20 protein-coding genes are annotated in these 21,672 nt (G+C 63.0%); 7 read left to right on the plus strand and 13 right to left on the minus strand.

Annotated elements, in window-relative coordinates; all coding sequences use genetic code 11:
* Positions 1 to 278 precede the first annotated feature (278 nt).
* From lpdA to mdh, 10 genes are all read right to left on the minus strand, one after another.
* Positions 279 to 1,685: a dihydrolipoyl dehydrogenase gene (gene lpdA / locus NKJ73_RS15190; RefSeq protein ID WP_352570007.1), complete on the minus strand. Its 1,407-nt coding sequence runs from the start codon at positions 1,683 to 1,685 to the stop codon at positions 279 to 281.
* An 18-nt stretch (positions 1,686 to 1,703) separates the two neighbouring features.
* Positions 1,704 to 2,459 (minus strand): SDR family oxidoreductase, encoded by a 756-nt coding sequence (locus NKJ73_RS15195; RefSeq protein WP_352570008.1) that lies wholly within the window; start codon positions 2,457 to 2,459, stop codon positions 1,704 to 1,706.
* Positions 2,456 to 2,965 carry a hypothetical protein gene (locus tag NKJ73_RS15200; protein WP_352570009.1) on the minus strand — a complete coding sequence of 170 codons (510 nt, stop codon included), beginning with the start codon at positions 2,963 to 2,965 and terminating at the stop codon, positions 2,456 to 2,458. The genes NKJ73_RS15195 and NKJ73_RS15200 overlap by 4 nt, the downstream gene beginning before the upstream one ends.
* A gap of 41 nt (positions 2,966 to 3,006) precedes the next feature.
* Positions 3,007 to 4,305 carry a 2-oxoglutarate dehydrogenase complex dihydrolipoyllysine-residue succinyltransferase gene (gene odhB / locus NKJ73_RS15205; protein ID WP_352570010.1) on the minus strand — a complete coding sequence of 433 codons (1,299 nt, stop codon included), beginning with the start codon at positions 4,303 to 4,305 and terminating at the stop codon, positions 3,007 to 3,009.
* Positions 4,306 to 4,334: 29 nt separating this feature from the next.
* Entirely contained in the window at positions 4,335 to 7,322 is a 2,988-nt protein-coding gene (locus NKJ73_RS15210; protein ID WP_352570011.1) for a 2-oxoglutarate dehydrogenase E1 component, read from the minus strand.
* A 144-nt stretch (positions 7,323 to 7,466) separates the two neighbouring features.
* Positions 7,467 to 8,369 (minus strand): succinate--CoA ligase subunit alpha, encoded by a 903-nt coding sequence (sucD, locus tag NKJ73_RS15215; RefSeq protein WP_352450172.1) that lies wholly within the window; start codon positions 8,367 to 8,369, stop codon positions 7,467 to 7,469.
* A 49-nt stretch (positions 8,370 to 8,418) separates the two neighbouring features.
* Positions 8,419 to 8,790 carry a cupin domain-containing protein gene (locus NKJ73_RS15220; RefSeq protein WP_023679793.1) on the minus strand — a complete coding sequence of 124 codons (372 nt, stop codon included), beginning with the start codon at positions 8,788 to 8,790 and terminating at the stop codon, positions 8,419 to 8,421.
* Between the two features lie 32 nt (positions 8,791 to 8,822).
* Positions 8,823 to 9,314, minus strand: coding sequence for a hypothetical protein (locus tag NKJ73_RS15225; protein ID WP_352570012.1), 492 nt, complete (start codon positions 9,312 to 9,314; stop codon positions 8,823 to 8,825).
* Positions 9,314 to 10,510 carry an ADP-forming succinate--CoA ligase subunit beta gene (gene sucC, locus NKJ73_RS15230; protein WP_352570013.1) on the minus strand — a complete coding sequence of 399 codons (1,197 nt, stop codon included), beginning with the start codon at positions 10,508 to 10,510 and terminating at the stop codon, positions 9,314 to 9,316. The genes NKJ73_RS15225 and sucC overlap by 1 nt, the downstream gene beginning before the upstream one ends.
* Before the next feature lie 41 nt (positions 10,511 to 10,551).
* A complete protein-coding gene (mdh, locus tag NKJ73_RS15235) occupies positions 10,552 to 11,520 on the minus strand; it encodes a malate dehydrogenase (protein WP_023679796.1) in 969 nt (322 codons plus the stop codon).
* A 232-nt stretch (positions 11,521 to 11,752) separates the two neighbouring features.
* On the opposite strand from mdh, the gene NKJ73_RS15240 reads away from it, so the two are divergent.
* Positions 11,753 to 12,181, plus strand: coding sequence for a GNAT family N-acetyltransferase (locus tag NKJ73_RS15240; RefSeq protein WP_352570014.1), 429 nt, complete (start codon positions 11,753 to 11,755; stop codon positions 12,179 to 12,181).
* 34 nt (positions 12,182 to 12,215) lie between these two features.
* Here the strand turns inward: NKJ73_RS15240 and zapE are convergent, their stop codons facing one another.
* A complete protein-coding gene (zapE, locus tag NKJ73_RS15245) occupies positions 12,216 to 13,418 on the minus strand; it encodes a cell division protein ZapE (RefSeq protein ID WP_352570015.1) in 1,203 nt (400 codons plus the stop codon).
* Between the two features lie 142 nt (positions 13,419 to 13,560).
* Positions 13,561 to 14,100 (minus strand): protease inhibitor Inh/omp19 family protein, encoded by a 540-nt coding sequence (locus NKJ73_RS15250; protein WP_023679800.1) that lies wholly within the window; start codon positions 14,098 to 14,100, stop codon positions 13,561 to 13,563.
* A gap of 304 nt (positions 14,101 to 14,404) precedes the next feature.
* On the opposite strand from NKJ73_RS15250, the gene NKJ73_RS15255 reads away from it, so the two are divergent.
* Positions 14,405 to 15,415, plus strand: a complete 1,011-nt coding sequence (locus NKJ73_RS15255; RefSeq protein WP_352570016.1) for an MBL fold metallo-hydrolase — start codon at positions 14,405 to 14,407, stop codon at positions 15,413 to 15,415.
* On the opposite strand, the gene NKJ73_RS15260 is transcribed toward NKJ73_RS15255, so the two are convergent.
* Entirely contained in the window at positions 15,412 to 16,671 is a 1,260-nt protein-coding gene (locus NKJ73_RS15260; protein ID WP_352570017.1) for a flavin-containing monooxygenase, read from the minus strand. The genes NKJ73_RS15255 and NKJ73_RS15260 overlap by 4 nt on opposite strands.
* 238 nt (positions 16,672 to 16,909) lie before the next feature.
* Between NKJ73_RS15260 and NKJ73_RS15265 the strand changes: the two genes are divergently transcribed.
* From NKJ73_RS15265 to NKJ73_RS15285, 5 genes are all read left to right on the plus strand, one after another.
* Positions 16,910 to 17,071 (plus strand): DUF1328 family protein, encoded by a 162-nt coding sequence (locus NKJ73_RS15265; protein ID WP_031195454.1) that lies wholly within the window; start codon positions 16,910 to 16,912, stop codon positions 17,069 to 17,071.
* Between the two features lie 74 nt (positions 17,072 to 17,145).
* Positions 17,146 to 18,030 (plus strand): diaminopimelate epimerase, encoded by an 885-nt coding sequence (gene dapF, locus NKJ73_RS15270; RefSeq protein ID WP_352570018.1) that lies wholly within the window; start codon positions 17,146 to 17,148, stop codon positions 18,028 to 18,030.
* A complete protein-coding gene (gene mtaB / locus NKJ73_RS15275) occupies positions 18,030 to 19,331 on the plus strand; it encodes a tRNA (N(6)-L-threonylcarbamoyladenosine(37)-C(2))-methylthiotransferase MtaB (RefSeq protein ID WP_031212717.1) in 1,302 nt (433 codons plus the stop codon). The genes dapF and mtaB overlap by 1 nt, the downstream gene beginning before the upstream one ends.
* Positions 19,332 to 19,342: 11 nt before the next feature.
* Entirely contained in the window at positions 19,343 to 20,932 is a 1,590-nt protein-coding gene (gene ftsY / locus NKJ73_RS15280) for a signal recognition particle-docking protein FtsY (protein WP_352570019.1), read from the plus strand.
* Between the two features lie 60 nt (positions 20,933 to 20,992).
* Positions 20,993 to 21,658 (plus strand): septation protein A, encoded by a 666-nt coding sequence (locus NKJ73_RS15285; RefSeq protein WP_352570021.1) that lies wholly within the window; start codon positions 20,993 to 20,995, stop codon positions 21,656 to 21,658.
* Positions 21,659 to 21,672: the final 14 nt, after the last annotated feature.

Below are 21,672 nucleotides of genomic sequence, written 5' to 3' on the forward strand. Positions count from 1 at the left end.
AGCAACGCTTTCAACTCGCCTCTGCTCAGTCTAACGTCTCGATTGGTCATGGCACTTCCCCTTCCACGGGAATCGGTGATCGCAATGTCACCACCGTGCCATGGCCGCTCGCCCCTCAGAGCAGGCGCCGTTCTCTCTCCAAAACTTTTTGCAGAACCTCCAGCACACTATCTCCTTCGCGCCCCTCTCTGTCCTGCCGGACATCTCCCCCACTTGGGGGGAGATTGGCTATCAGCCCCGCTTTCGCCAATCGCCACCGTCGCCTGCGATTCAACCGCTCAGATATGGATCGGCTTGAAGAACGTCGCCAGTGCCGCCTCCTTCACCGCTTCCGACATTGTCGGATGGGCGTGACAGGTGCGGGCTAGGTCTTCCGACGAGCCGCCAAATTCCATCAGCACGGCCGCCTCGTGGATCATCTCGCCGGCGCCGAAGCCGACGATGTGGACGCCGAGCACACGGTCGCTGGCCTTGTCGGCCAGGATTTTCACAAAGCCGTCGGTGTGCAGCATGGCGCGCGCGCGGCCATTGGCGCTGAACGGGAATTTTCCGGCCTTGTAGTCGACGCCGGCCTTTTTCAATTCTTCTTCGGTCTTGCCGATCGAGGCGATTTCCGGCGTGGTGTAGACGACGCTCGGAATCACGTCATAGTTCACATGACCGGCCTGGCCGGCGATGGTTTCGGCCACCGCCACGCCCTCGTCCTCAGCCTTGTGTGCAAGCATCGGCCCGGCGATGACATCGCCGATGGCATAGATGCCAGGCACGTTGGTCCTGAGATGGCCGTCGGTCTTGACCCGGCCGCGCTCATCGACGTCGACGCCGGTCTCCTTCAGCCCGAGAGCGTCCGAATAGGCCCGTCGTCCCGTCGAAATCAGCACCGCGTCCGCCTCGATCGTCTCGGCCGCACCGCCTTTGACCGGCTCGAAGGTGACCGTCGCCCCCTTCTTGGCCTTGGCGACGCCGGTCACCTTGGCGCCCAGCCTGAATTCAAAGCCCTGCTTCGACAGCAGGCGCTGGAATTGCTTGGAGACCTCGCCATCCATGCCGCCCAGGATGGTGTCAAGGAACTCGACCACGGTGACTTTGGCGCCGAGCCGCGCCCATACCGAGCCGAGTTCCAGACCGATGACACCGCCGCCGACCACCACCAGATGGCCCGGCACCTTGTCCAGCGACAGCGCGCCGGTCGACGATATGATCACCTTCTCGTCGAAATCGACCTTGACGCCGGGAATGCCGGCGACGTCGGAGCCGGTGGCGATGACGATGTTCTTGGTCTCGATCTCCTCGACCTTGCCGTCATCGGAGGTCACCGACACCTTGCCGGCCGCAACTACCTTGCCGGTGCCACGAAAACTGTCGATCTTGTTCTTCTTGAACAGGAAGGCGACGCCATTGACATTGGCCGTCACCGTCGCATCCTTGTGTGCCATCATCTTCCCAAGATTGAGCTTGGGCGCGCCGATCTCGACGCCGAGCGCCTCGAAGGAATGGCCGGCCTCGGCAAACATCTCGGACGCGTGCAGCAGCGCCTTTGACGGGATGCAGCCGATGTTGAGGCAGGTACCGCCGAAGGTCGGGTTCTTTTCGACTACCGCCGTCTTCAGACCGAGCTGCGCCGCCTTGATGGCGCAGACGTAGCCGCCTGGTCCCGATCCGATGATAACGACGTCATAGGCCATGATACTGTCCCTTTTGCTTTAGCGGCCGCCGCCGATTTCCAGATTGGCGCCTGTTGTGTAGGACGCCTCGTCCGACAGCAGCCAGAGAATTGCGGCCGCGACTTCCTCGGCGGTGCCGACGCGCTGCATGGGCACCACCTTGCGCATTCTCTCGACGCGATCCGGCTGCCCGCCGGAGGCATGAATTTCGGTGTCGATGATGCCCGGGCTGACCGCGTTGACACGAATGCCTTCGCCGGCCACTTCGCGGGCAAGCCCGATGGTGAAGGAATCGACCGCGCCCTTGGAGGCGGCGTAGTCGACATATTGACCCGGCCCGCCAAGCCTTGCCGCGATCGAAGAAACATTGACGATGGCGCCGCCCTTGCCGCCATGCCTGGTCGACATCCGCTTCACCGCCTCGCGGGCGCAAAGCATCGGCGCGATCACATTGATGCGCATCATGCGCTCCAGCCTTGCAGCGCTAAGCTCGTCGACGCACGCGCTCTGGTCGACCACGCCGGCATTGTTGACGAGCGCGTCGAGCCGACCGAAACGGCCATCGACAGCCTCGAACATGGCCAATACGTCCGTCTCGCTGCCGACATCGGCCTTGACTGTGAAGGCTTCTCCGCCAGCGGCCTCGATGTCGGCGACCACCGCTTCGGCGGCTTTTGCATTCGACGCGTAATTGACCGCAATGCGATAGCCGGCCTTGGCGGCAAGCCTGCATGTAGCGGCACCAATGCCGCGGCTGCCGCCGGTCACCAGCAGGATCTTTCCGCTCGCGCTCATTCCTGACATCCCTTCAGGGCAAAGACGTCCCAGGGCACCTTGGAAAAGCCGTTGGCGCCATAGGCCGCCGACATCTGCAACGACGCTCCCAAGTCAGGCAAGATCAGCTTCTTCGGCGCATCCTTTCCTTCGCCCGGCAGCAACGCGATATTGCCCTGGTCGTCGGCAGTGTAGATGACGCCCTCCCACACGGTGCAGGCGGCGAGCTCGTCGCCGGTGACGTCGCCGGCCGGGCATTTGTACATCAGCGAGCCATGCGGCCGCGCCGCGCCCTCGGTCCACATGACGATGCCGTCGAGCACGACGCCCTTGTCGAGCACCATCTTGAAGCTGTTGGTGACGGCGGCCGACTCGCCGGTCGGCCTGAAATCGATCTCGGCGGCGTTTTCAGGATCGCCATAGACGGCGAGCTCGAGCGGGCAGGCGGCGAGGGCCGCGGAGACCGTCTGCACGCCGAGTGCGCAGATTGTGACAAACAAACCGGACCGGAAACGAGACGAACTCATCCGGCGGCGCAGATCCATGCTCCGGCTCACGTCGGCCGCCCCTAGAGGTCGAGCACCAGCCGCTCAGGATCCTCCAGGCTTTCCTTGACCCGCACCAGGAAGGTCACCGCTTCCTTGCCGTCGACGATGCGGTGGTCGTAGGATAGCGCCAGATACATCATCGGCCGGATGACGATCTGGCCGCCGACCACCACCGGCCGCTCCTGGATCTTGTGCATACCCAGAATGCCGGACTGCGGCGCATTGAGGATCGGCGTCGACATCAGCGACCCGTAAACGCCACCGTTGGAAATCGTGAACGTGCCGCCTTGCATATCGGCGACGGAGAGCTTGCCGTCGCGCGCCGCAAGCCCCAGCCTGCCGATGTCCTTCTCGATTTCGGCGATGGACATCTGGTCGGCATTGCGCACAACCGGCACGACAAGGCCTTTCTCTGTACCGACGGCAACGCCGATATGCGCGTAGTTCTTGAAGATGATGTCGGTGCCGTCGATCTCGGCATTGACCGACGGGATCTCCTTCAGCGCATGGGTGACGGCCTTGGTGAAGAAGCCCATGAACCCGAGCTTCACGCCGTGCTTCTTCTCGAACACGTCCTTGTATTTGCCCCTCAGCGCCATCACCGCGCTCATGTCGACCTCGTTGAAGGTGGTCAGCATGGCGGCGGTCGATTGCGCTTCCTTGAGGCGGCGCGCGATGGTCTGGCGCAGCTTGGTCATGCGCACGCGCTCCTCGCGCGACGCATCGTCGGCCGGGGACGGCGCGCGCGCGGCAACGGGTGCCGGTACAGGCGCTGCCTTCGGCATTTCGGCCGGCTGCGACGGTGCGCCCCTGGCGATAAGGTCGAGCACGTCGCCTTTCAGCACCTGGCCGCGCTTGCCCGAGCCCGACACCTGGTCGACTGCAAGATTGTGCTCGGCCAGCAGCTTTGCCGCCGACGGCGCCGGCGGCATGGTGCGCGTCTCGATCGCGCCGGCGTCGCCGGCGATCTTGGCCGTCTCGGCAGCGGCCTGCTTGACGCTCGAGGCCGCAGTCGGAGCCGAGGCCTGCGACACCGCCTCCTGCTTCGTTGCCGGAGCGGCGGCATTGGCTGCCGCGCCGGCGCCTGCCGAAATCGTGCCGAGCAGTGCGCCGACGCCGACCGTCTCGCCTTCCTTGACGGCGATCTCGGCGAGCGTGCCCGCGGCGGCGGCCGGCACTTCCACCGTCACCTTGTCGGTTTCGAGCTCAACCAACGGCTCATCGGCGGCGATCGCGTCGCCGACCTTCTTGAACCATTTGCCGATGGTTGCCTCGGTGACGGATTCACCAAGTGTCGGGACGCGGATTTCGGTTGCCATTGTGCCTGTCCGTTTCTTTCGGTTCTGTTCTATTCACCAAGCGCGTCGTCGAGCAAGGCGGCAAGCTGGGCGAGATGCTTCGACATCAATCCGGTCGCCGGCGAGGCGGCGGCCGGCCGGCCGGTATAGCGCACCCGCTGATGCTTGGCGTCGATATGCGCCAGCACCCATTCGAGATACGGATCGATGAATGACCAGGCGCCCATGTTCTTGGGCTCCTCCTGGCACCAGACCATCTCGGCATTGCGGAAGCGCGACAGTTCGGTGATCAGCGCCTTGGCCGGGAACGGATAGAGCTGCTCGACGCGCAGCAAGTAGATGTCGTTGATGCCGCGCTTCTCGCGCTCCTCGTAGAGGTCGTAATAGACCTTGCCCGAACAGAGCACGACACGGCGGATCTTCGAATCCTTGGTGAGCTTGATGGCCTGGCCCGACAGCAGCTGGGCATCGTCCCACAACAGCCGGTGAAAGGCGCTTTCGCCCGACATCTCCGGCAGCGTCGATACCGCCCGCTTGTGGCGCAGCAGCGACTTCGGCGTCATCAGGATCAGCGGCTTGCGGAAGTCCCGCTTCAATTGCCGGCGCAAGATGTGGAAGTAATTGGCCGGCGTCGTGACGTTGGCGACCTGCATATTGTCTTCGGCGCAAAGCTGCAGGAAGCGCTCGAGCCGGGCCGATGAGTGCTCCGGCCCCTGGCCTTCATAGCCGTGCGGCAGCAGGCAGACGAGGCCCGACATTCTGAGCCATTTGCGCTCGCCCGACGAGATGAACTGGTCGAACACCACCTGGGCGCCGTTGGCGAAGTCGCCGAACTGCGCTTCCCACAGCGTCAGCGCCTTCGGCTCGGCCAGCGAGTAGCCATATTCGAAGCCGAGCACGGCCTCTTCCGACAGCATCGAGTTGATGACCTCGAAACCGGCCTGCGCCGCCGACAGATTGTTGAGCGGAATGTAGCGTGTCTCGTCGCGCTGGTCGTAGAGCACGGAATGGCGTTGCGAGAACGTGCCGCGCTCCGAATCCTGGCCGGACAGCCGGATCGGATTGCCGTCGAGCAGGATGGCGCCGAAGGCCAGCGCCTCGGCCGTCGACCAGTCGATGCCTTCGCCCGACTCGATCGCCTGGCGGCGGTTGTCGAGGAAGCGGATGATCGTCTTGTGCGCCTCGAAATCCTTCGGCACCTCGGTCAGCTTCTTGCCGATCTCCTTCAGCGTCTTGACCGGCACCGCGGTCTTGCCGCGCCGCTGTTCGTCCTGGTTGTCGGCCGAGCGCAGGCCGGACCAGGCGCCGTCCAGCCAATCCGCCTTGTTCGGCTTATAGTGCTGGCCGACCTCGAATTCCTGCTCGAGATGCGCCCGCCAATCGGCCTTCACCTTTTCGAGCTCGGCCTGGGTGATGTGGCCTTCCGCGATCAGCCGGTCGGCATAGATCTGCATGGTCGTCTTCTGGTTGCGGATCTTGCGATACATAATCGGCTGGGTGAAGGCCGGCTCGTCGCCCTCATTATGGCCGAACCGGCGATAGCAGAACATGTCCACCACGACAGGCTTGTGGAACTTCATGCGGAATTCGATCGCCACCTTGGTGGCATGGACCACCGCTTCCGGATCGTCGCCATTGACGTGGAAGATCGGCGCTTCGATCATCTTGGCCACGTCGGACGGATAGGGCGACGAGCGCGAGAAGCGCGGGTTGGTGGTGAAGCCGATCTGGTTGTTGATGATGAAATGCAGCGTGCCGGCGACGCGGTGGCCGCGCAGGCCCGACAGGCCGAGGATTTCGGCAATCACGCCCTGGCCGGCAAAGGCCGCGTCGCCATGCAACAGCAGCGGCAGCACCTTGGCGCGCTCTTCCAGCGGCACGATCTCCTCGCGGCTGCGGCCGAACAGATAATCCTGCTTGGCACGCGACTTGCCCATCACCACCGGGTCGACGATTTCCAGATGCGAAGGATTTGCGGTCAGCGACAGATGCACCTTGTTGCCGTCGAACTCGCGATCCGACGAGGCACCGAGATGGTACTTCACGTCGCCCGAGCCTTCGACCTCGTCGGGCGCGGCGGAGCCGCCCTTGAACTCATGGAAAATGGCGCGGTGCGGCTTGGCCATCACCTGCGACAGCACGTTCAGCCGGCCGCGATGCGCCATGCCGAGCACGATCTCCTTCATGCCGAGCTGGCCGCCGCGCTTGATGATCTGCTCCAGCGCCGGGATCAGCGACTCGCCGCCATCAAGGCCGAAGCGCTTGGTGCCCTTGTACTTGACGTCGATGAATTGCTCGAAGCCTTCCGCCTCGACCAGCTTCTGCAGAATCGCCTTCTTGCCGGCGGCGGTGAAGGAGATCTCCTTGTCGGTGCCCTCGATGCGCGCCTGGATCCAGGCCTTCTCCTCGGGATCGGAAATATGCATGAATTCGACGCCGAGCGTCGAGCAATAGGTCCGGGTCAGGATATCGAGCATCTGCCGGATGGTGCCGAATTCCAGCCCGAGCACATTGTCGAGGAAGATCGGCCGGTCGTAGTCGGCTTCGGTGAAGCCGTAATTCTCCGGCGACAGCTCGTTATAATCCTCGAGCGGCTTGGCAATGCCAAGCGGATCGAGATTGGCGTGCAGGTGGCCGCGCATGCGGAAGGCGCGGATCATCATGATGGCGCGGACGGAATCGCGCGTCGCCTGATGCACGTCGGCGTCGGAAAGCGCTGCGCCGTTGCCGGCGGCCCTGTCCTTGACCTTCTTTTCGATGTGCTTTTCGACCAGGCCCCAATTGCCGTCCAGCGCCGAGACCAGCTCGCCATTGGCCTGCATCGGCCAGGAGGGCTTGGCCCAAGAGGCGCCCTTGGCGTTCCTGCGCACGTCGCCGGCGTCGTCCTTCAGCGCCGCGAAGAAGTCCTGCCATTCGGGATCGACCGAAGCGGGATCGTCCTCATAGGCGGCATAGAGCGCGTCGATATAATCGGCATTGCCGCCATAGAGGAAAGAGGTAAGCGAAAACTGGTCGTTGGCCTGATCTTGTCTTGCCATTTTTTTCCGCGGAGCGCCTGCCCCGTCTCCTTTTCAGAAGTGAATGGTGAATAGTGATTGGTGAATGGGAAAAAGGGGAGGTCCCTCGCTCGCCCCATCACTCATCCGTTCCTCACCCATTCACCATTCACTATTCACCATTCCCTAACCCTTGATCGCCTCGACCAGCGTCGTGCCGAGCCGGGCCGGCGACGGCGAAACCTTGATGCCGGCCGATTCCATCGCCGCGATCTTGTCCTCGGCGCCGCCCTTGCCGCCGGAGATGACCGCGCCCGCATGGCCCATGGTGCGGCCCGCCGGCGCGGTGCGCCCGGCGATGAAGCCGGCCATTGGCTTGCTGCGGCCGCGCTTTGCCTCGTCCTTGAGGAACTGCGCGGCATCTTCCTCGGCCGAACCGCCGATCTCACCGATCATGATGATCGACTTGGTCTCGTCGTCGGCGAGGAACATCTCCAGCACATCGATGAACTCCGTGCCTTTGACCGGATCGCCGCCGATGCCGACGGCGGTGGTCTGGCCGAGGCCGACATTGGTGGTCTGGAACACCGCCTCATAGGTAAGCGTTCCCGAGCGGGAAACAACGCCGACCGAGCCCTTGCGGAAGATGTTGCCGGGCATGATGCCGATCTTGCATTCGTCGGGGGTCAGCACGCCGGGGCAGTTCGGCCCGATCAACCGCGACGTCGAGCGGTCGAGCCTCGCCTTGACCTTGATCATGTCCATCACCGGTATGCCCTCGGTGATGCAGACGATCAGCGGGATCTCGGCCTCGATCGCTTCCAGGATCGCTTCCGCGGCCCCTGCCGGCGGCACGTAGACGACGGAGGCATTGGCGCCGGTCCTGGCCTTGCCTTCGGCTACGGTGGCGAAGATCGGCAGTGCCTCGCCCTTGGCGCCGGTCCAGGTTTCGCCGCCTTTCTTGGGGTGGATGCCGCCGACCATTTTCGTGCCGTGATAGGCCAGCGCCTGTTCGGTGTGGAACGTGCCGGTCTTGCCGGTCAGGCCCTGCACCAGCACCTTGGTGTTCTTGTCGACGAGAATGGACATGATGGTCCTTTTTAAAAACCGTTGATCGGGGAAGGCCGCGCGCTCATGGTCACAACCGCTTCAGCTCGGCGACGGTAAGGTCGCTTTTGGCATTGCCGGTGTTGAGCGTCGTTGCCGGCTCGAACATCAGCACCACCGGCTCCTCGCTTAGCGAGCGCGGCCGGTGCTCGACGGCGCGCGGCACGACAATGAACTCGCCGCTGGAAAGCTCCACCGTGCCGTCGCGGAAATCGATGGCGATGCGCCCGCGCAGCACCAGGAACGCCTCGTCCTCATTGTCATGCGCGTGCCAGTCGAAGACGTCGCCGAACTTGGCGATCTTGACCTGGCTGTCGTTCACGTCGCCGGCGATATGCGGATCGAAGACCTTCTTGATCTTCTGATCCGCCGCCTCGACGAGGTTTATCTTGTGCGGAGGCATCGCCTATCGACCTTGACCCTGAAGTTCTGTTTTCAAGCTGGGCATTTTTGGTTTCCGTGAACGACAGCACCGATCCATCGGCCCCCGGCGCGCCGGATCGTCACGATCTGCACCGATAAATTGCCGCCAGACGTTCTCAATTCACCAAGGGACTTGGGGTCATCATCGGCTTGGAAACTGCTGCCATATTTGGTCAGAAGCCTTTTCAGGATCATGTTGGCGGCCAGCTTCGGATCGTTGGTGCCGAAGGAGACCAGGCAGTCGCAGCGACCACTCGAACTCTTGATTGAGGCAACGATTTCCGTAGCCTTGTAGACTTGCAGCCCGTCGGATCCGGCCTTGAACCCGCTTTGCCGGGCAACCGCGTTGAACCGGCCGAAGCTGGGCGCCGTTGCCGGACATAAGTTCATGAAGAGACTGACCCTCTTGCCGATCCAGGCGGGCGACTTCGAACTATCCGCGGCCGCAGCAGCGCTGGCCCAAAGGGCCATGCCGGTCAGCGCTAGGGCCAGCATCCGCTGCATCAGACGCCCTTCACCGCCGCGACGATCTTCTTGGCTGCATCGTCGAGATCGTCTGCCGACACCACGTTCAGCCCGCTGTCGTTGATGATCTTCTTGCCGAGCTCGGCATTGGTGCCTTCCAGCCGCACCACTAGCGGCACTTGCAGGCCGACCTCCTTGACCGCGGCGATCACGCCCTCGGCGATGATGTCGCATTTCATGATGCCGCCGAAGATGTTGATCAGAATGCCTTTGACCGCCGGATCCTTGGTGATGATCTTGAACGCCGCCGTCACCTTTTCTTTCGACGCGCCGCCGCCGACATCGAGGAAGTTGGCCGGCTCGGCGCCGTAAAGCTTGATGATGTCCATCGTTGCCATGGCAAGGCCGGCGCCGTTGACCATGCAGCCGATATTGCCGTCGAGCGCGACATAGGCGAGGTCGTATTTCGACGCCTCGATCTCCTTCTCGTCCTCTTCGGTGGTGTCGCGCAATTCGAGCACGTCGGGGTGGCGAAACAGCGCATTGTTGTCGAACGACACTTTGGCGTCGAGAACGCGCAGCCGGCCGCTCCTCATGACGATCAGCGGGTTGACCTCGAGCAGGCTCATGTCCTTCTCGACAAAGGCCTTGTAGAGGATGGGGAACAGCGTGGCGCCATCCTTGGCGGCGTCGCCGTCGAGCTTCAGCGCCGCGTTGAGCTTCTTCACGTCGTCGGCCGTCACGCCCTTTTCCGGGTCGATGGCTACGGTGATGATCTTTTCCGGCGTGTCGTGGGCGACCGCCTCGATGTCCATGCCGCCCTCGGTCGAGACGACGAAGGCGACGCGCCCGACCGAGCGGTCGACCAGGATCGACAGATAGAGCTCGCGCTCGATGTCGGCGCCGTCCTCGATATAGAGCCGGTTGACCTGCTTGCCGGCCGGGCCGGTCTGCTTGGTGACCAGCGTGTGGCCGAGCATCTCATTGGCATTGGCGACGACCTCGGCCACCGACTTTGCCAGCCTGACACCGCCCTTGGCATCGGCGCCGAGCTCCCTGAATTTGCCCTTGCCGCGGCCGCCGGCATGGATCTGGCTCTTGACCACATAGAGTGGGCCGGGCAGCGCCTTGGCGGCAGCTTCCGCCTCGCTCGCCTTGAACACCGGCACGCCCTCGGCCACGGGTGCGCCAAAGCCTTTCAGCAGCGCCTTGCCCTGATACTCATGGATGTTCATGCGCTATGTCTCCAGCTTGCTTGGCGGGCTTGGTTACCGGCTTACTTGGCCGCGAGATGCGGAGCGATCTTGACGCAGGCGTCGCACAGGCCCTGCACCGCCGCGACCGAATTGTCGAACATCTTCTGCTCGTTCTTCGCGAGCTCGATCTCGATGATCCGCTCGACGCCGCCGGCGCCGATCACCACGGGAACGCCGACATAGGTGTTCTTGACGCCATATTGGCCGGAGAGATAGGCAGCACAGGGCAGCACCCGCTTCTTGTCCTTGAGATAGGCTTCGGCCATGGCAATGGCCGAAGCTGCCGGCGCATAAAAGGCAGAGCCGGTCTTGAGCAGGCCGACGATCTCGGCGCCGCCGTCGCGGGTGCGCTGCACGATCTGGTCGAGCCGCTCCCTCGAGGTCCAGCCCATCTTGATGAGGTCGGGCAGCGGGATGCCGGCAACCGTCGAATAGCGGATCATCGGGACCATGGAATCGCCGTGGCCGCCGAGCACGAAGGCAGTGACGTCCTCGACCGAGACCTTGAATTCCTCGGCAAGGAAATAACGGAAGCGCGAACTGTCGAGCACGCCGGCCATGCCGACGACATGGCTCTTGGGCAGGCCGGAAAACTTCTGCAGCGCCCAGACCATGGCGTCGAGCGGATTGGTGATGCAGATGACGAAGGCTTTCGGCGCGTATTTCTTGAGGCCGGCGCCGACCTGCTCCATCACCTTCAGATTGATGCCTAGAAGATCGTCGCGGCTCATGCCGGGCTTGCGCGGCACGCCGGCGGTGACGATGCAGACATCGGCGCCCTCGATGCCGGCATAGTCGTTGACGCCGGTCAGCCTCGAGTCGAACCCATCGACCGGCGACGACTGCGCGATGTCCAGTCCCTTGCCTTGCGGGATGCCTTCGGCGATATCGAACAGCACGACGTCGCCGAGATCCTTGAGGCCGACCATGTGGGCGAGGGTGCCGCCGATCATGCCCGAGCCGATGAGCGCTATCTTGTTGCGTGCCATGTCAGGATATTTTCCCTTTGACTATGACGGCGCCCAAATCCTTGACGATTTGATGACGGCGTCGGAGGAAGAGGCCGGAATGCTGCGGAACCGCGAAATTCGCCGCACGCAATAGCCCCGGCCGCACAAAAATTCAAACGATTATTTTGGAGTGAATAATTTCAATCGGTTAGAAACAATGGGAATTACGTAAACGTCAAAATTATGAAGCCGACTAGAGGAATTCTACACAATGGCACTGGAAATCAGAAGGCTGTTTCCTGGCGATGACGCCCTTGTGATGCGGGTTGCCGGCGAAGTCTTCGACGAGCCGGTCAGGCCGGATCGGCTCTCTGCCTATCTCGCGGAGCCCGGTCATTTCATGGTCGTGGCCCTCGCCGACGGCATCGTCGTTGGCCAATGCGCAGCCGTCATCCACTGCCACCCGGACAAGGTGAGCGAACTCTACGTAGACGAGGTCGGCGTGGCGCCGGCCTTTCAACGCCAGGGCATTGCGACGAGGATGCTCGGCGCCATGTTCGCACTCGGTCGCGAGCATGGCTGTGAGGAGGCGTGGGTCGGCACCGAGCCGGACAATGTTGCTGCTCGCGCACTTTACGAGTCGCGAAAAGAGCCGCATGGGCCGGCGGAGGGGTTCGTCATGTATGTTTATCGATTATAGGCGCCGGCGGCAGCGCCCCCTTCGGTACTATCCCTCACGCCTGTGCCTGCCGTGCCTCCGTCGATGATCCCTGCGCCCTCTGCCTCTTCGCCCAGTCCTCCAGCCAGTCGTGGCTCTGCATCTCGATCAGCCGCGATGCGGTGCGCTCGAACTCGAAGACTTCGTTGCCGCGCTTGGCCGTATAGAGCTGCGCCGGCGGTGCCGCGGCGCTCATCACCAGCCGTACATGATGATCGTAGAGCGTATCGACCAGCAGGATGAAGCGCTTGGCTTCGTTGCGCTTGCCTTCGCCGAGCACCGGCACATGGTCGATGAAGATGGTCGAGAAACGGCTGGCAATGCCAAGATAGTCGCGGGCGCCGAGCGGCCTCTCGCAGAGATCGGCGAAGGAAAAACGCGCCGCCTCGCCGGCAGCACGCGGCACTACGACGTGCCGGCCCTTCACCGTCAGCATCGTCTCGGCCGTCGGCCTGCCATGCGTCATCACCGCCCACGCTTCGTCGAGCGCATGGTCGGCGGCGGCATCGGCCGGGGTGACGTAGACCGGCATGCGGCTGAGCTTGTCGAGGCGGTAATCCTTATCGGCATCAAGCGCCAGCACCTGCGCGTGGCGCTCCAGGATAGCGACAAACGGCAAAAACAACTGACGGTTCAGGCCGTCGCGGTAGAGATCCTGCGGCGCGACATTGGAAGTGGCAACCAGCACCACGCCATTGGCAAACAACGCCGAAAACAACCTTGACAGGATCATCGCATCGGCGATGTCGGTGACGGAGAACTCGTCGAAGCATAGCACCCAGGCTTCCTCGGCCAGCGCGCGCGCCACCGGCGGGATCGGGTCGTCCTCCTTGGCCGTGCCGTTCTTGCGAGCCTGCCGGTGCTTCTGGATGCGGTCCTGCACGTCGGCCATGAAGTCGTTGAAATGTACCCGGCGCTTGCGCCGCACCGGCAGCAGCTCGAAGAACATGTCCATCAGCATGGTCTTGCCGCGGCCGACGCCGCCATGGATATAAAGGCCCTTGACCGCCTCGTGCACCTCGCGCTTGCGGGCGAACAACCACCCCAGCGCGCTTGATTTCTGCGCCAGCCGCTTTGCCGATATCTCTTCGATCAGCCGGTCGAGCGCAGCGGCGATCCGCTCCTGCGCCGGATCGCGCCCGATGGCGCCCGTCTCGACCAGATGGTCGTAGCGCTGCTTGACGGTTGCATGGGTCTGGAGGCCGTCACGCAGATGCATTGGTCACGTCGTTCCGGAGCAATTCCAAGAAAAGTGTGTAGCGGTTTTCTGTCCGGAATTGCGTAAAAACAAAAGAGGCAATTCCAGGAAAAGTGTGTAACGGTTTTCCGTCCGGAATTGCGTAACAATGGGGGCCGTTCTCTTACCTTGTAAGCGAGATCGGCAGGCCGTTGGAAGTCTGGCCGTCGAATTTCTCGCCGCCCGAGGAATAGAGCCGTGCCAGCGTGCCGCCATTCTCGTCAAAGAGCGTCAGCTGTTTGCCGGCGACGTTCCAGGATTTGATGCCATCGAGCGGCGCCGGGCAATGCAGCGGTCCGGCGCGGTAGCCCGAACCGAATTTGGTCTGCGGCGTCGCCACCTGACAGCTCTGGCCGGACACGCTTGCCTTCCACACACCGGCGACGCTGGACGCGGTCAGATCGGCCGCACCGGCCGGCGCCGTCCCATCGGGCGGCAGCGAGGCGACCTGCGTGTTCTGCGGCGCGGTCGGAAATTTCGACGGGTCGGCCGGGCCGGGTGTCGCCGGTGGCGGCAGCTGGTTTGCAGTCACCTTGCCGGCGGGCGCAGCTTCCAGCGGCGCCGGCTGCTGCTCGTCCATCGATGAGAACCGTGAGGTTGAACAGCCGCTCGCAACGAGCACGGCCAGCGATACGGCCAGCAGGCCGGTTTTCGAAAATTTCATTCTTCAACCTCCGTCGGATCGGGCTGGGGATGCCGTCCGCGCAATGTCCCCCTCACCAAGATGGAGAAGGTGGCGAAATTTCAACCCGATATGGTTAAAATACGGTTTGCGCCGGTAATGTTGCAAATTTGTCGCAAAATGCACATTGCCTGAACTTGCGTTACGCCTTGGCCGTTTGGCCGACACCTCCGGTTGATTCGATACGGCGCGCTGGCGCCAAATCCTTGGCGTTCACCTCAAATGCTTGTGCGGGCCGGCTCCGGCATTATCTCTTGGGATCAGCAAACTGCAGGGAGCCGATTTCTTGGCCGCGAGAAAGAGAGCCGCCAACCGCTATTACAGCGGGCCGCCCAGCGATCATTTCGACGGCACCTTGTTCTTCAATCCCAACGGACGGCCGCCGGGTCGCTTTGCCGATCTGTTGAAATGGCAATTGAGCCGCGAGCGCTCGAAATGGCCGGCGGCGGATCCGAGCCCGTTTCCACCGGCAAGACCGGTCGAGCGCATCGATGGTTCTGCGCTGCGCCTCACCATGGTCGGTCATTCCTCGCTGCTCGTCCAGACAGCCGGCCTGAACATCCTGACCGACCCGGTCTGGTCGCGGCGTGTCTCGCCGCTCTCCTTCGCCGGTCCGAAACGCGTCAATCCGCCGGGCATCGCCTTTTCGCATTTGCCGCCGATCGACCTCGTGCTGGTCAGCCACAACCATTACGACCATCTCGACCTCGCCACGCTGAAGCGCCTGAAGACAAGACACGACCCGCTGCTGCTGACGCCGCTCGGCAACGACACGATCATCGGCGCTGCCGTGCCCCGTATGCGGCTTTCCGCGCATGACTGGGGCGACCGGGTCGATATCGGCGATCGCGTCGCCGTCTATGTCGAGCCGGTGCACCACTGGTCGGCCCGCGGTACTCGCGACCGGCGCATGGCGCTGTGGGCGGGTTTCGTCGTCGAGACACCCGACGCAAAGATCTATTTCGCCGGCGATACCGGCTTCCACGGTGGCATCAATTACCGGCTGATGGCGCAAAAGCACGGCGGGTTCCGCCTCGCCATCCTGCCGATCGGCGCCTACGAGCCGCGCTGGTTCATGGCGCCACATCACCAGGATCCGGAGGAGGCGGTGCAAGGCATGCTTTTGTGCAACGCCGCCTATGCCGCCGGCTGTCACTGGGGCACGTTCCGGCTCACCAACGAGCCGATCGATGAGCCGCCCAGAAAGCTCGGCGAAGCGCTCGATGCTGCCGGCCTGCCGCGGCAACGTTTTCGCGCCTTGCGGCCGGGCGAAGTCTGGGACGTGCCGGCGGTCTAGCCCGGCGACCGGCCTGACGGCGCAGGCGACCCCAAGGCTTCCATACACCTGGCTATGTGGGCGGCGTCGCGGCCTACATATGAGAGAAGGCCGGAGCCAAAGGTATGCATCCAATGGAGGCCAAGAAAATACAGGCCAGGAAAAGCCGTCACGCCACGCTGTTGAACGGGTGCACCGCGCGAATCGAAAATTGGCAAATCTATCCAGTTGTAGTCGAAGAGGTATCCCGTCCCCCAGATAACCGAGCTGACGTTCTCGCTGCTGATATCCATTGACCGGGCACCGCCGACTTCCGCCAGGATTGGGGTTACTGAATGTTCATTGCCATCGCTGATATGGTCCGAGACTTCACGTTTCTCTGCCAACGCCTCCGCAGCGGAAACAAAATCGTCATAGGATTTGTCGGCTTCAGCTAATATCTGGAAGGCATCAGCGGCCACCAACAGTTTTCCATCGGCGCATCCGAGCACACGTCCCAGCACCGTTCCGCCATCGCGGGCAAAACGGCGGACGTTCATATCGTAACCGCCGTTGACACCGGTTACGACCGTCGAGGGGGGATACCGCTGCTCCGGGAAACTGTCGATGGTGATCTCGAAACGTCCCATTTTGTCGAACCACCACAAAACATCCTTGCCGCGATAGCGCCGAGGCACCCGACGATGGGGGCTGACCGAAAGATAGACATTGCGCCCGGATTGCTGGAGCTCATCGGCTATCTGGCTTCCAGATGCGCCGCTGCCCACCACCAGCACCGCTCCGGGGGGAAGTTCGTCGGGGCTGCGGTAGTTCGAGGCGTGAACCTGGTAAACGGATCGAGGCAAATCCCTTGCGGCCGCCGGTACCATCGAACGCTGGAACGGGCCCGTCGCCACTACGACGTTGCGGGCTCTCATGCTGCCGGTGTTTGTCTCCAATGCATAATCGCCGGTATCCCTGTGCCGGAGCCTCGTGACCTCGACACCCTGGCGAACCGGAGCTGCAATTTTGGCCGCATAGTGCTCGATGAATCGCGTGACAGCGGTGTGATGGGCGAACCCCTCCGGTTCGGGGCCCTGATAAGAAAGCCCAGGAAGCTCTATTGCCTGGTTGATGAATTGAAATCGGAGCGAATCCCAACGCTCCGTCCGCCAGCGTTCGGCAATACGAGCGCGTTCCAACACAACATGCTCACGTTCATGTTGTTGAAGATAGTAGCTCATGGCGAGCCCCGCCTGGCCGCCACCAATAATGATTGTGTCCCAACGCTCGGTCATTGGAAATTTTACCAAGCCGTCGAGACTCAAATATGCAAGTCCCGACTTTCCTATCCGCCGGCCGCAGCTCATGTGCCAGCGAACACGTCGTTTGGATCATTCAATACTATGACACATTGCATCCGTAGCTGCATATCCCAGCCGGGTTCTCCGACCCGCCCCAGCCACCGCCGGCGGAACCCAAGGCCTCGCTGAAGCGTTTGTACGTGTTCAAACCTGTCGGCTGCGAGGTAATCTCATGATCAGGTGGATCATCATTCTTTTGATTATCGCGGCCGCGGCGAGCCTGCTCGGCATGCCGGCACTGGCCGGAGCCGCCGCCACCGGCGCCCGCATCCTCATCGGCATCGTGCTGATCATCTTCCTGCTGATCGTGCTTGGCGTCTTCGCGGTGACCTGAAAATCACGCCGCGCTGGTAATTTCTGCCGCTATCCGCCATATAGGCGCCAAACCGGCAAGAGACCTTTCGATCGATGGCAAGCGCGGCCCCTTTCGCCAAGATGAACGGCATCGGCAACGAAATCATCGTTGCCGATATGCGTGGCCGTGCCGATCGCGTGACGCCTGCGGCAGCCGTCGCGCTTAATGCCGATGCGGCGACCAGGTTCGACCAGATCATGGCAATCCACGACCCCAGGACGCCGGGCACCGCCTTTTTCATCGACATCTTGAATTCCGACGGAACCAGGGCGCAGGCCTGCGGCAACGGCATGCGTTGTGTCGTCCAGGCGCTCGCCGCCGAGACCGGCCAGAAGACATTTGCCTTTGAAACAGTCGCCGGCATCCTCAATGCCGAGGAACATGCCGACGGAATGATCTCGGTCGACATGGGCAGGCCGCGCTTTGGCTGGCAGGACATCCCGCTGGCCGAGGAATTCCGCGACACCCGCATGATCGAGCTGCAGATCGGCCCGATCGATGCCCCGGTGCTGCATTCGCCCTCGGTCGTCTCGATGGGCAATCCGCACGCCATCTTCTGGGTCGACCGCGACGTCTGGTCGTACGAGCTCGAGCGCTTCGGCCCGCTGCTCGAAAACCATCCGATCTTCCCCGAGCGCGCCAACATCACCATCGCGCAGGTGACTTCGCCGGAGACCATGGTCATCCGCACCTGGGAGCGCGGCGCCGGCCTGACCAAGGCCTGCGGCACGGCTGCTTGCGCCGCTGTGGTCGCCGCGTCCCGCACCCGGCGTACCGGCCGCGGCGTCACGCTGATGACGCCCGGCGACGGCTCGCTGCATGTTTTGTGGCGCGACGACGACCACGTCATCCTGACCGGTGCCGCCGAATGGGAATTTTCCGGCAGCTTCGATCCGTCGACCGGGGCGTGGGCGCGCGACACCGAAAGCGCCGCCTGATGGCTCCTCTTGGCAACAAGGGTATCGAGGTCGTCACCTTCGGCTGCCGGCTGAACACCTATGAATCCGAGGTGATGCGGCGTGAAGCCGAAAGTGCGGGCCTCGGCGGGCTCGAAGGCGGTGCCATCATCTTCAACACCTGCGCCGTCACCGGCGAGGCTGTACGCCAGGCCAAGCAGTCGATCAGAAAAGCCCGCCGTGAGAACCCGGCTGCCCGCATCATCGTTACCGGCTGCGCCGCGCAGACCGGCCCGCAGGATTTCGTCGCCATGGACGAGGTCGATCTCGTCCTCGGCAATGAGGAAAAGCTGAAGGCGCATTCCTATCGCGCGCTGCCGGATTTCGGCGTCAACGACACTGAGAAGGCGCGCGTCAACGATATCTTTTCGGTGCGCGAGACGGCCGCCCACATGGTCGACGCCATCGAGGGCCGGGCGCGCGCTTTTGTCCAGGTGCAGAACGGCTGCGACCACCGCTGTACCTTCTGCATCATTCCCTACGGTCGCGGCAATTCGCGCTCGGTGCCTATGGGCGCCGTGGTCGAGCAGATCAAGCGACTCGTCGGCAATGGTTATGCCGAGATCGTGCTGACGGGCGTCGACATGACCAGTTTCGGCGCCGATCTGCCGGGCGCACCGAAGCTCGGCAAATTGGTCAAGACCATCCTGAAGCAGGTGCCAGACGTGAAACGCCTGCGGCTTTCCTCCATCGACTCGATCGAAGCCGACGACGATCTGCTGGACGCCATCGCCACCGAGCCGAGGCTGATGCCGCATCTGCATCTATCGCTGCAATCGGGTGACGACATGATCCTGAAGCGGATGAAGCGCCGGCACAGCCGCGACCAGTCGATCCGCTTTTGCGAGGATGTGCGCAAACTGCGCCCCGGCATTGTTTTCGGCGCCGACATCATCGCCGGCTTCCCGACCGAGACGGACGCCATGTTCGAAAACTCGCTGGAGATCGTCGAGGAATGCGGCCTGACGCATCTCCACGTCTTCCCGTTTTCGCCGCGCCAGGGCACGCCCGCCGCGCGCATGCCGCAGCTCCGCCGCGACGTCGTCAAGCAACGCGCGGCACGCCTGCGCGCCGCCGGCGAGGCCGCCTATCGCCGCCATCTTGCCTCGCTCGCTGGAACGCATCAGTCGATCCTGGTCGAGCGTGACGGCCTTGGCCGCACCGAAGGGTTTACGCTGGCCGCGGTCTCTGCCGGCGCTCCGGGCGACATCGTCGAGGCTGATATCGCCGGCCATGACGGTATCCGACTGATCGCCGCGCCGCTTGCCGCCCGCGCCGCCTGAGAGCGCAAGACATGGCTGGTTTTTTCAAGAAGATATTTTCGTTCGGCAAGAAGGAAGTCGTCGAGGAGCGGCCCGACGAGACCGCACCGCTGCCGCCGATCAAATGGGACGAACTGGAGGCGCTGAAACCGGCCGCCGAGCAGGCCGTCCCGGAGTTTTTGAAACGCGAAGAGTCGCGACCCGAAGTCGAAGCCGTACCTCCACCGCCAGTCGAACCAGAGTTGCCTCCGGCACCCCAACCGGCGCCGGAATCGCAGAAGCCTGAGCCGCCGCCGACCGTTCCACCCGAGCCGGAAACGCCTGCTGAGGAACCGGAGGAGATCCGGGCCGAGCCGCAGCAGCCAGAAATCGTCCCCTCCCAGCCAGAACCTGCACCCGTCGAAGTGCCGGTAGTGCCCACCGAGGCTCCCTCAGCAGCGCCAGCGCGCGAAGTCCCGCCCGCCGAAATACCGCCCCCGATCCGCCAGCCAGCGCCGGCCGAGACGAAACCGATCTTGACCGAGATCGCGCCCGAACCGGAGGTCGTGCCGGCGCCCCACCCTCCCATCGAGGGGGAGGTAACGCCCGAGCCAGAAGCCGTTCCGCAACCATCGCCGGAGCCAAAGCCCGCCCCCGGCAAAGTCACCGTGACCAAGAAGGTCGAGCAGAAAGCCGAGCCGCAGAAGGCGCCCGAACCGGCGCCGAGGCGCTCCTGGTTCCAGCGCATGCGAGACGGGCTTGCCCGCTCTTCCAAGGAGTTGTCGGGCAACATCGCCGGCGTCTTCACCAAGCGGAAACTTGACGAGGACACGCTGCAGGACCTGGAGGATGTGCTGATCCGCGCCGATCTCGGCATGGAGACGGCTTTGCGCGTTACCGACGCGCTCTCCGCCAGCCGCTACGGCAAGGACGTCTCCGACACCGAAGTCCGGACCATCATGGCGGCCGAGGTTGAGAAGGTGCTGACCCACGTCGCCATGCCGTTGGAGCTCGACCTCAGCCACAAGCCGCATGTTATCCTGGTGGTCGGCGTCAACGGCACGGGGAAGACCACGACCATCGGCAAGCTGGCGGCGAAGCTCACCGATGGCGGTCTCTCGGTGATGCTCGCCGCCGGCGACACCTTTCGCGCAGCCGCGATCGAGCAGCTGAAGATCTGGGGCGAGCGTACCAACTCGCCGGTCATTGCCTCGAAGCTCGGCGCCGATGCCGCCGGCCTCGCCTACGATGCATTCGAGCGCGCGAAGGAGGCCGGCTCCGACGTGCTGATCATCGACACCGCCGGGCGGCTGCAGAACAAGACCGAACTAATGGCGGAACTGGAAAAGATCGTCCGGGTGCTGGGCAAGCTCGATCCGGAAGCGCCGCACACCGTGCTGCAGACGGTCGATGCCACCACCGGCCAGAATGCGCTCAACCAGGTCGAGATCTTCCGCAATGTCGCCGGCGTCAACGGCCTGGTGATGACCAAGCTGGACGGCACGGCGCGCGGCGGTATTCTGGTGGCGATCGCGGCAAAGCATAAATTGCCGGTCTATTTCATCGGCGTCGGCGAACAGGTCGACGACCTCGAACCCTTTTCCGCAAGCGAATTCGCCAGGGCGATCGCTGGCGTGGCTTGACGAGCATGATCCCAAAAAGTTGCAGGCTTTTTGGATTGAATCATGCGTAAGAAGGACCCTATGAGCCCACCCATCCTCGAACGCGACCTGTCCGATCCGCGCCGCAAGGCATTGAACCCCGGCCTGAAATTCCTGCTCGAACTCGGGCCTGGCCTGGTGTTCTTTTTCACCACCATCCGCGGTGCGTGGCTTGTCGGGAAGTTTCCGATCCTCGGCCATATCGGCGAGCCTATCCTGATTGCCACAGCGTTCTTTATGGTGGCGACGGCGCTATCGCTCAGCGTTTCGTGGATTTTGACGCGCAGCTGGCCGATCATGCCGTTGGTCTCGGCCATCGTGGTGTTTGTGTTTGGCGCGCTGGCGCTGTGGCTGCAGGACAAGACCTTCGCTTTCATGAAGCCGACAATCATCAACAGCCTGTTCGGCATCACGTTGCTTGGCGGGTTGGCGTTTGACAGATCGCTGTTGGGCTATGTCTTTGATTCCGCCTTCAATCTCGACGCCGAAGGCTGGCGCAAGCTCACTTTCCGATGGGGGCTCTTCTTCCTTTTTCTGGCTGCGCTGAACGAGGTCGTGTGGCGCAACTTTTCTGAGGAAGCCTGGCTTTATTTCAAGGTCTGGGGCACGATTCCCATTACCCTTGTCTTCACGTTAAGCCAAATGCCGTTGATCCTGCGCCATTCGCTCGAGGACAAGACCGGCAAGGAAGAGAAGGCCGGCAAATAGAGCAATTCCAGGAA

It is taken from the genome of Mesorhizobium sp. M0074 (genome assembly GCF_040322975.1).
Lineage (GTDB): Bacteria > Pseudomonadota > Alphaproteobacteria > Rhizobiales > Rhizobiaceae > Mesorhizobium.

Bases quoted from the DNA above. Each gene is read 5' to 3' on its own strand.
- NKJ73_RS15195 (WP_352570008.1), bottom strand. From the start codon at position 2,459: ATGAGCGCGAGCGGAAAGATCCTGCTGGTGACCGGCGGCAGCCGCGGC.
- NKJ73_RS15240 (WP_352570014.1), top strand. From the start codon at position 11,753: ATGGCACTGGAAATCAGAAGGCTGTTTCCTGGCGATGACGCCCTTGTG.
- mdh (WP_023679796.1), bottom strand. From the start codon at position 11,520: ATGGCACGCAACAAGATAGCGCTCATCGGCTCGGGCATGATCGGCGGC.
- NKJ73_RS15285 (WP_352570021.1), top strand. From the start codon at position 20,993: ATGAGCCCACCCATCCTCGAACGCGACCTGTCCGATCCGCGCCGCAAG.
- zapE (WP_352570015.1), bottom strand. From the start codon at position 13,418: ATGCATCTGCGTGACGGCCTCCAGACCCATGCAACCGTCAAGCAGCGC.
- lpdA (WP_352570007.1), bottom strand. From the start codon at position 1,685: ATGGCCTATGACGTCGTTATCATCGGATCGGGACCAGGCGGCTACGTC.
- NKJ73_RS15225 (WP_352570012.1), bottom strand. From the start codon at position 9,314: ATGCAGCGGATGCTGGCCCTAGCGCTGACCGGCATGGCCCTTTGGGCC.
- NKJ73_RS15265 (WP_031195454.1), top strand. From the start codon at position 16,910: ATGATCAGGTGGATCATCATTCTTTTGATTATCGCGGCCGCGGCGAGC.
- sucD (WP_352450172.1), bottom strand. From the start codon at position 8,369: ATGTCCATTCTCGTCGACAAGAACACCAAGGTGCTGGTGCAGGGCCTG.
- NKJ73_RS15210 (WP_352570011.1), bottom strand. From the start codon at position 7,322: ATGGCAAGACAAGATCAGGCCAACGACCAGTTTTCGCTTACCTCTTTC.
- NKJ73_RS15200 (WP_352570009.1), bottom strand. From the start codon at position 2,965: ATGAGTTCGTCTCGTTTCCGGTCCGGTTTGTTTGTCACAATCTGCGCA.
- NKJ73_RS15260 (WP_352570017.1), bottom strand. From the start codon at position 16,671: ATGACCGAGCGTTGGGACACAATCATTATTGGTGGCGGCCAGGCGGGG.
- sucC (WP_352570013.1), bottom strand. From the start codon at position 10,510: ATGAACATCCATGAGTATCAGGGCAAGGCGCTGCTGAAAGGCTTTGGC.
- dapF (WP_352570018.1), top strand. From the start codon at position 17,146: ATGGCAAGCGCGGCCCCTTTCGCCAAGATGAACGGCATCGGCAACGAA.
- odhB (WP_352570010.1), bottom strand. From the start codon at position 4,305: ATGGCAACCGAAATCCGCGTCCCGACACTTGGTGAATCCGTCACCGAG.
- ftsY (WP_352570019.1), top strand. From the start codon at position 19,343: ATGGCTGGTTTTTTCAAGAAGATATTTTCGTTCGGCAAGAAGGAAGTC.
- NKJ73_RS15220 (WP_023679793.1), bottom strand. From the start codon at position 8,790: ATGCCTCCGCACAAGATAAACCTCGTCGAGGCGGCGGATCAGAAGATC.
- NKJ73_RS15250 (WP_023679800.1), bottom strand. From the start codon at position 14,100: ATGAAATTTTCGAAAACCGGCCTGCTGGCCGTATCGCTGGCCGTGCTC.
- mtaB (WP_031212717.1), top strand. From the start codon at position 18,030: ATGGCTCCTCTTGGCAACAAGGGTATCGAGGTCGTCACCTTCGGCTGC.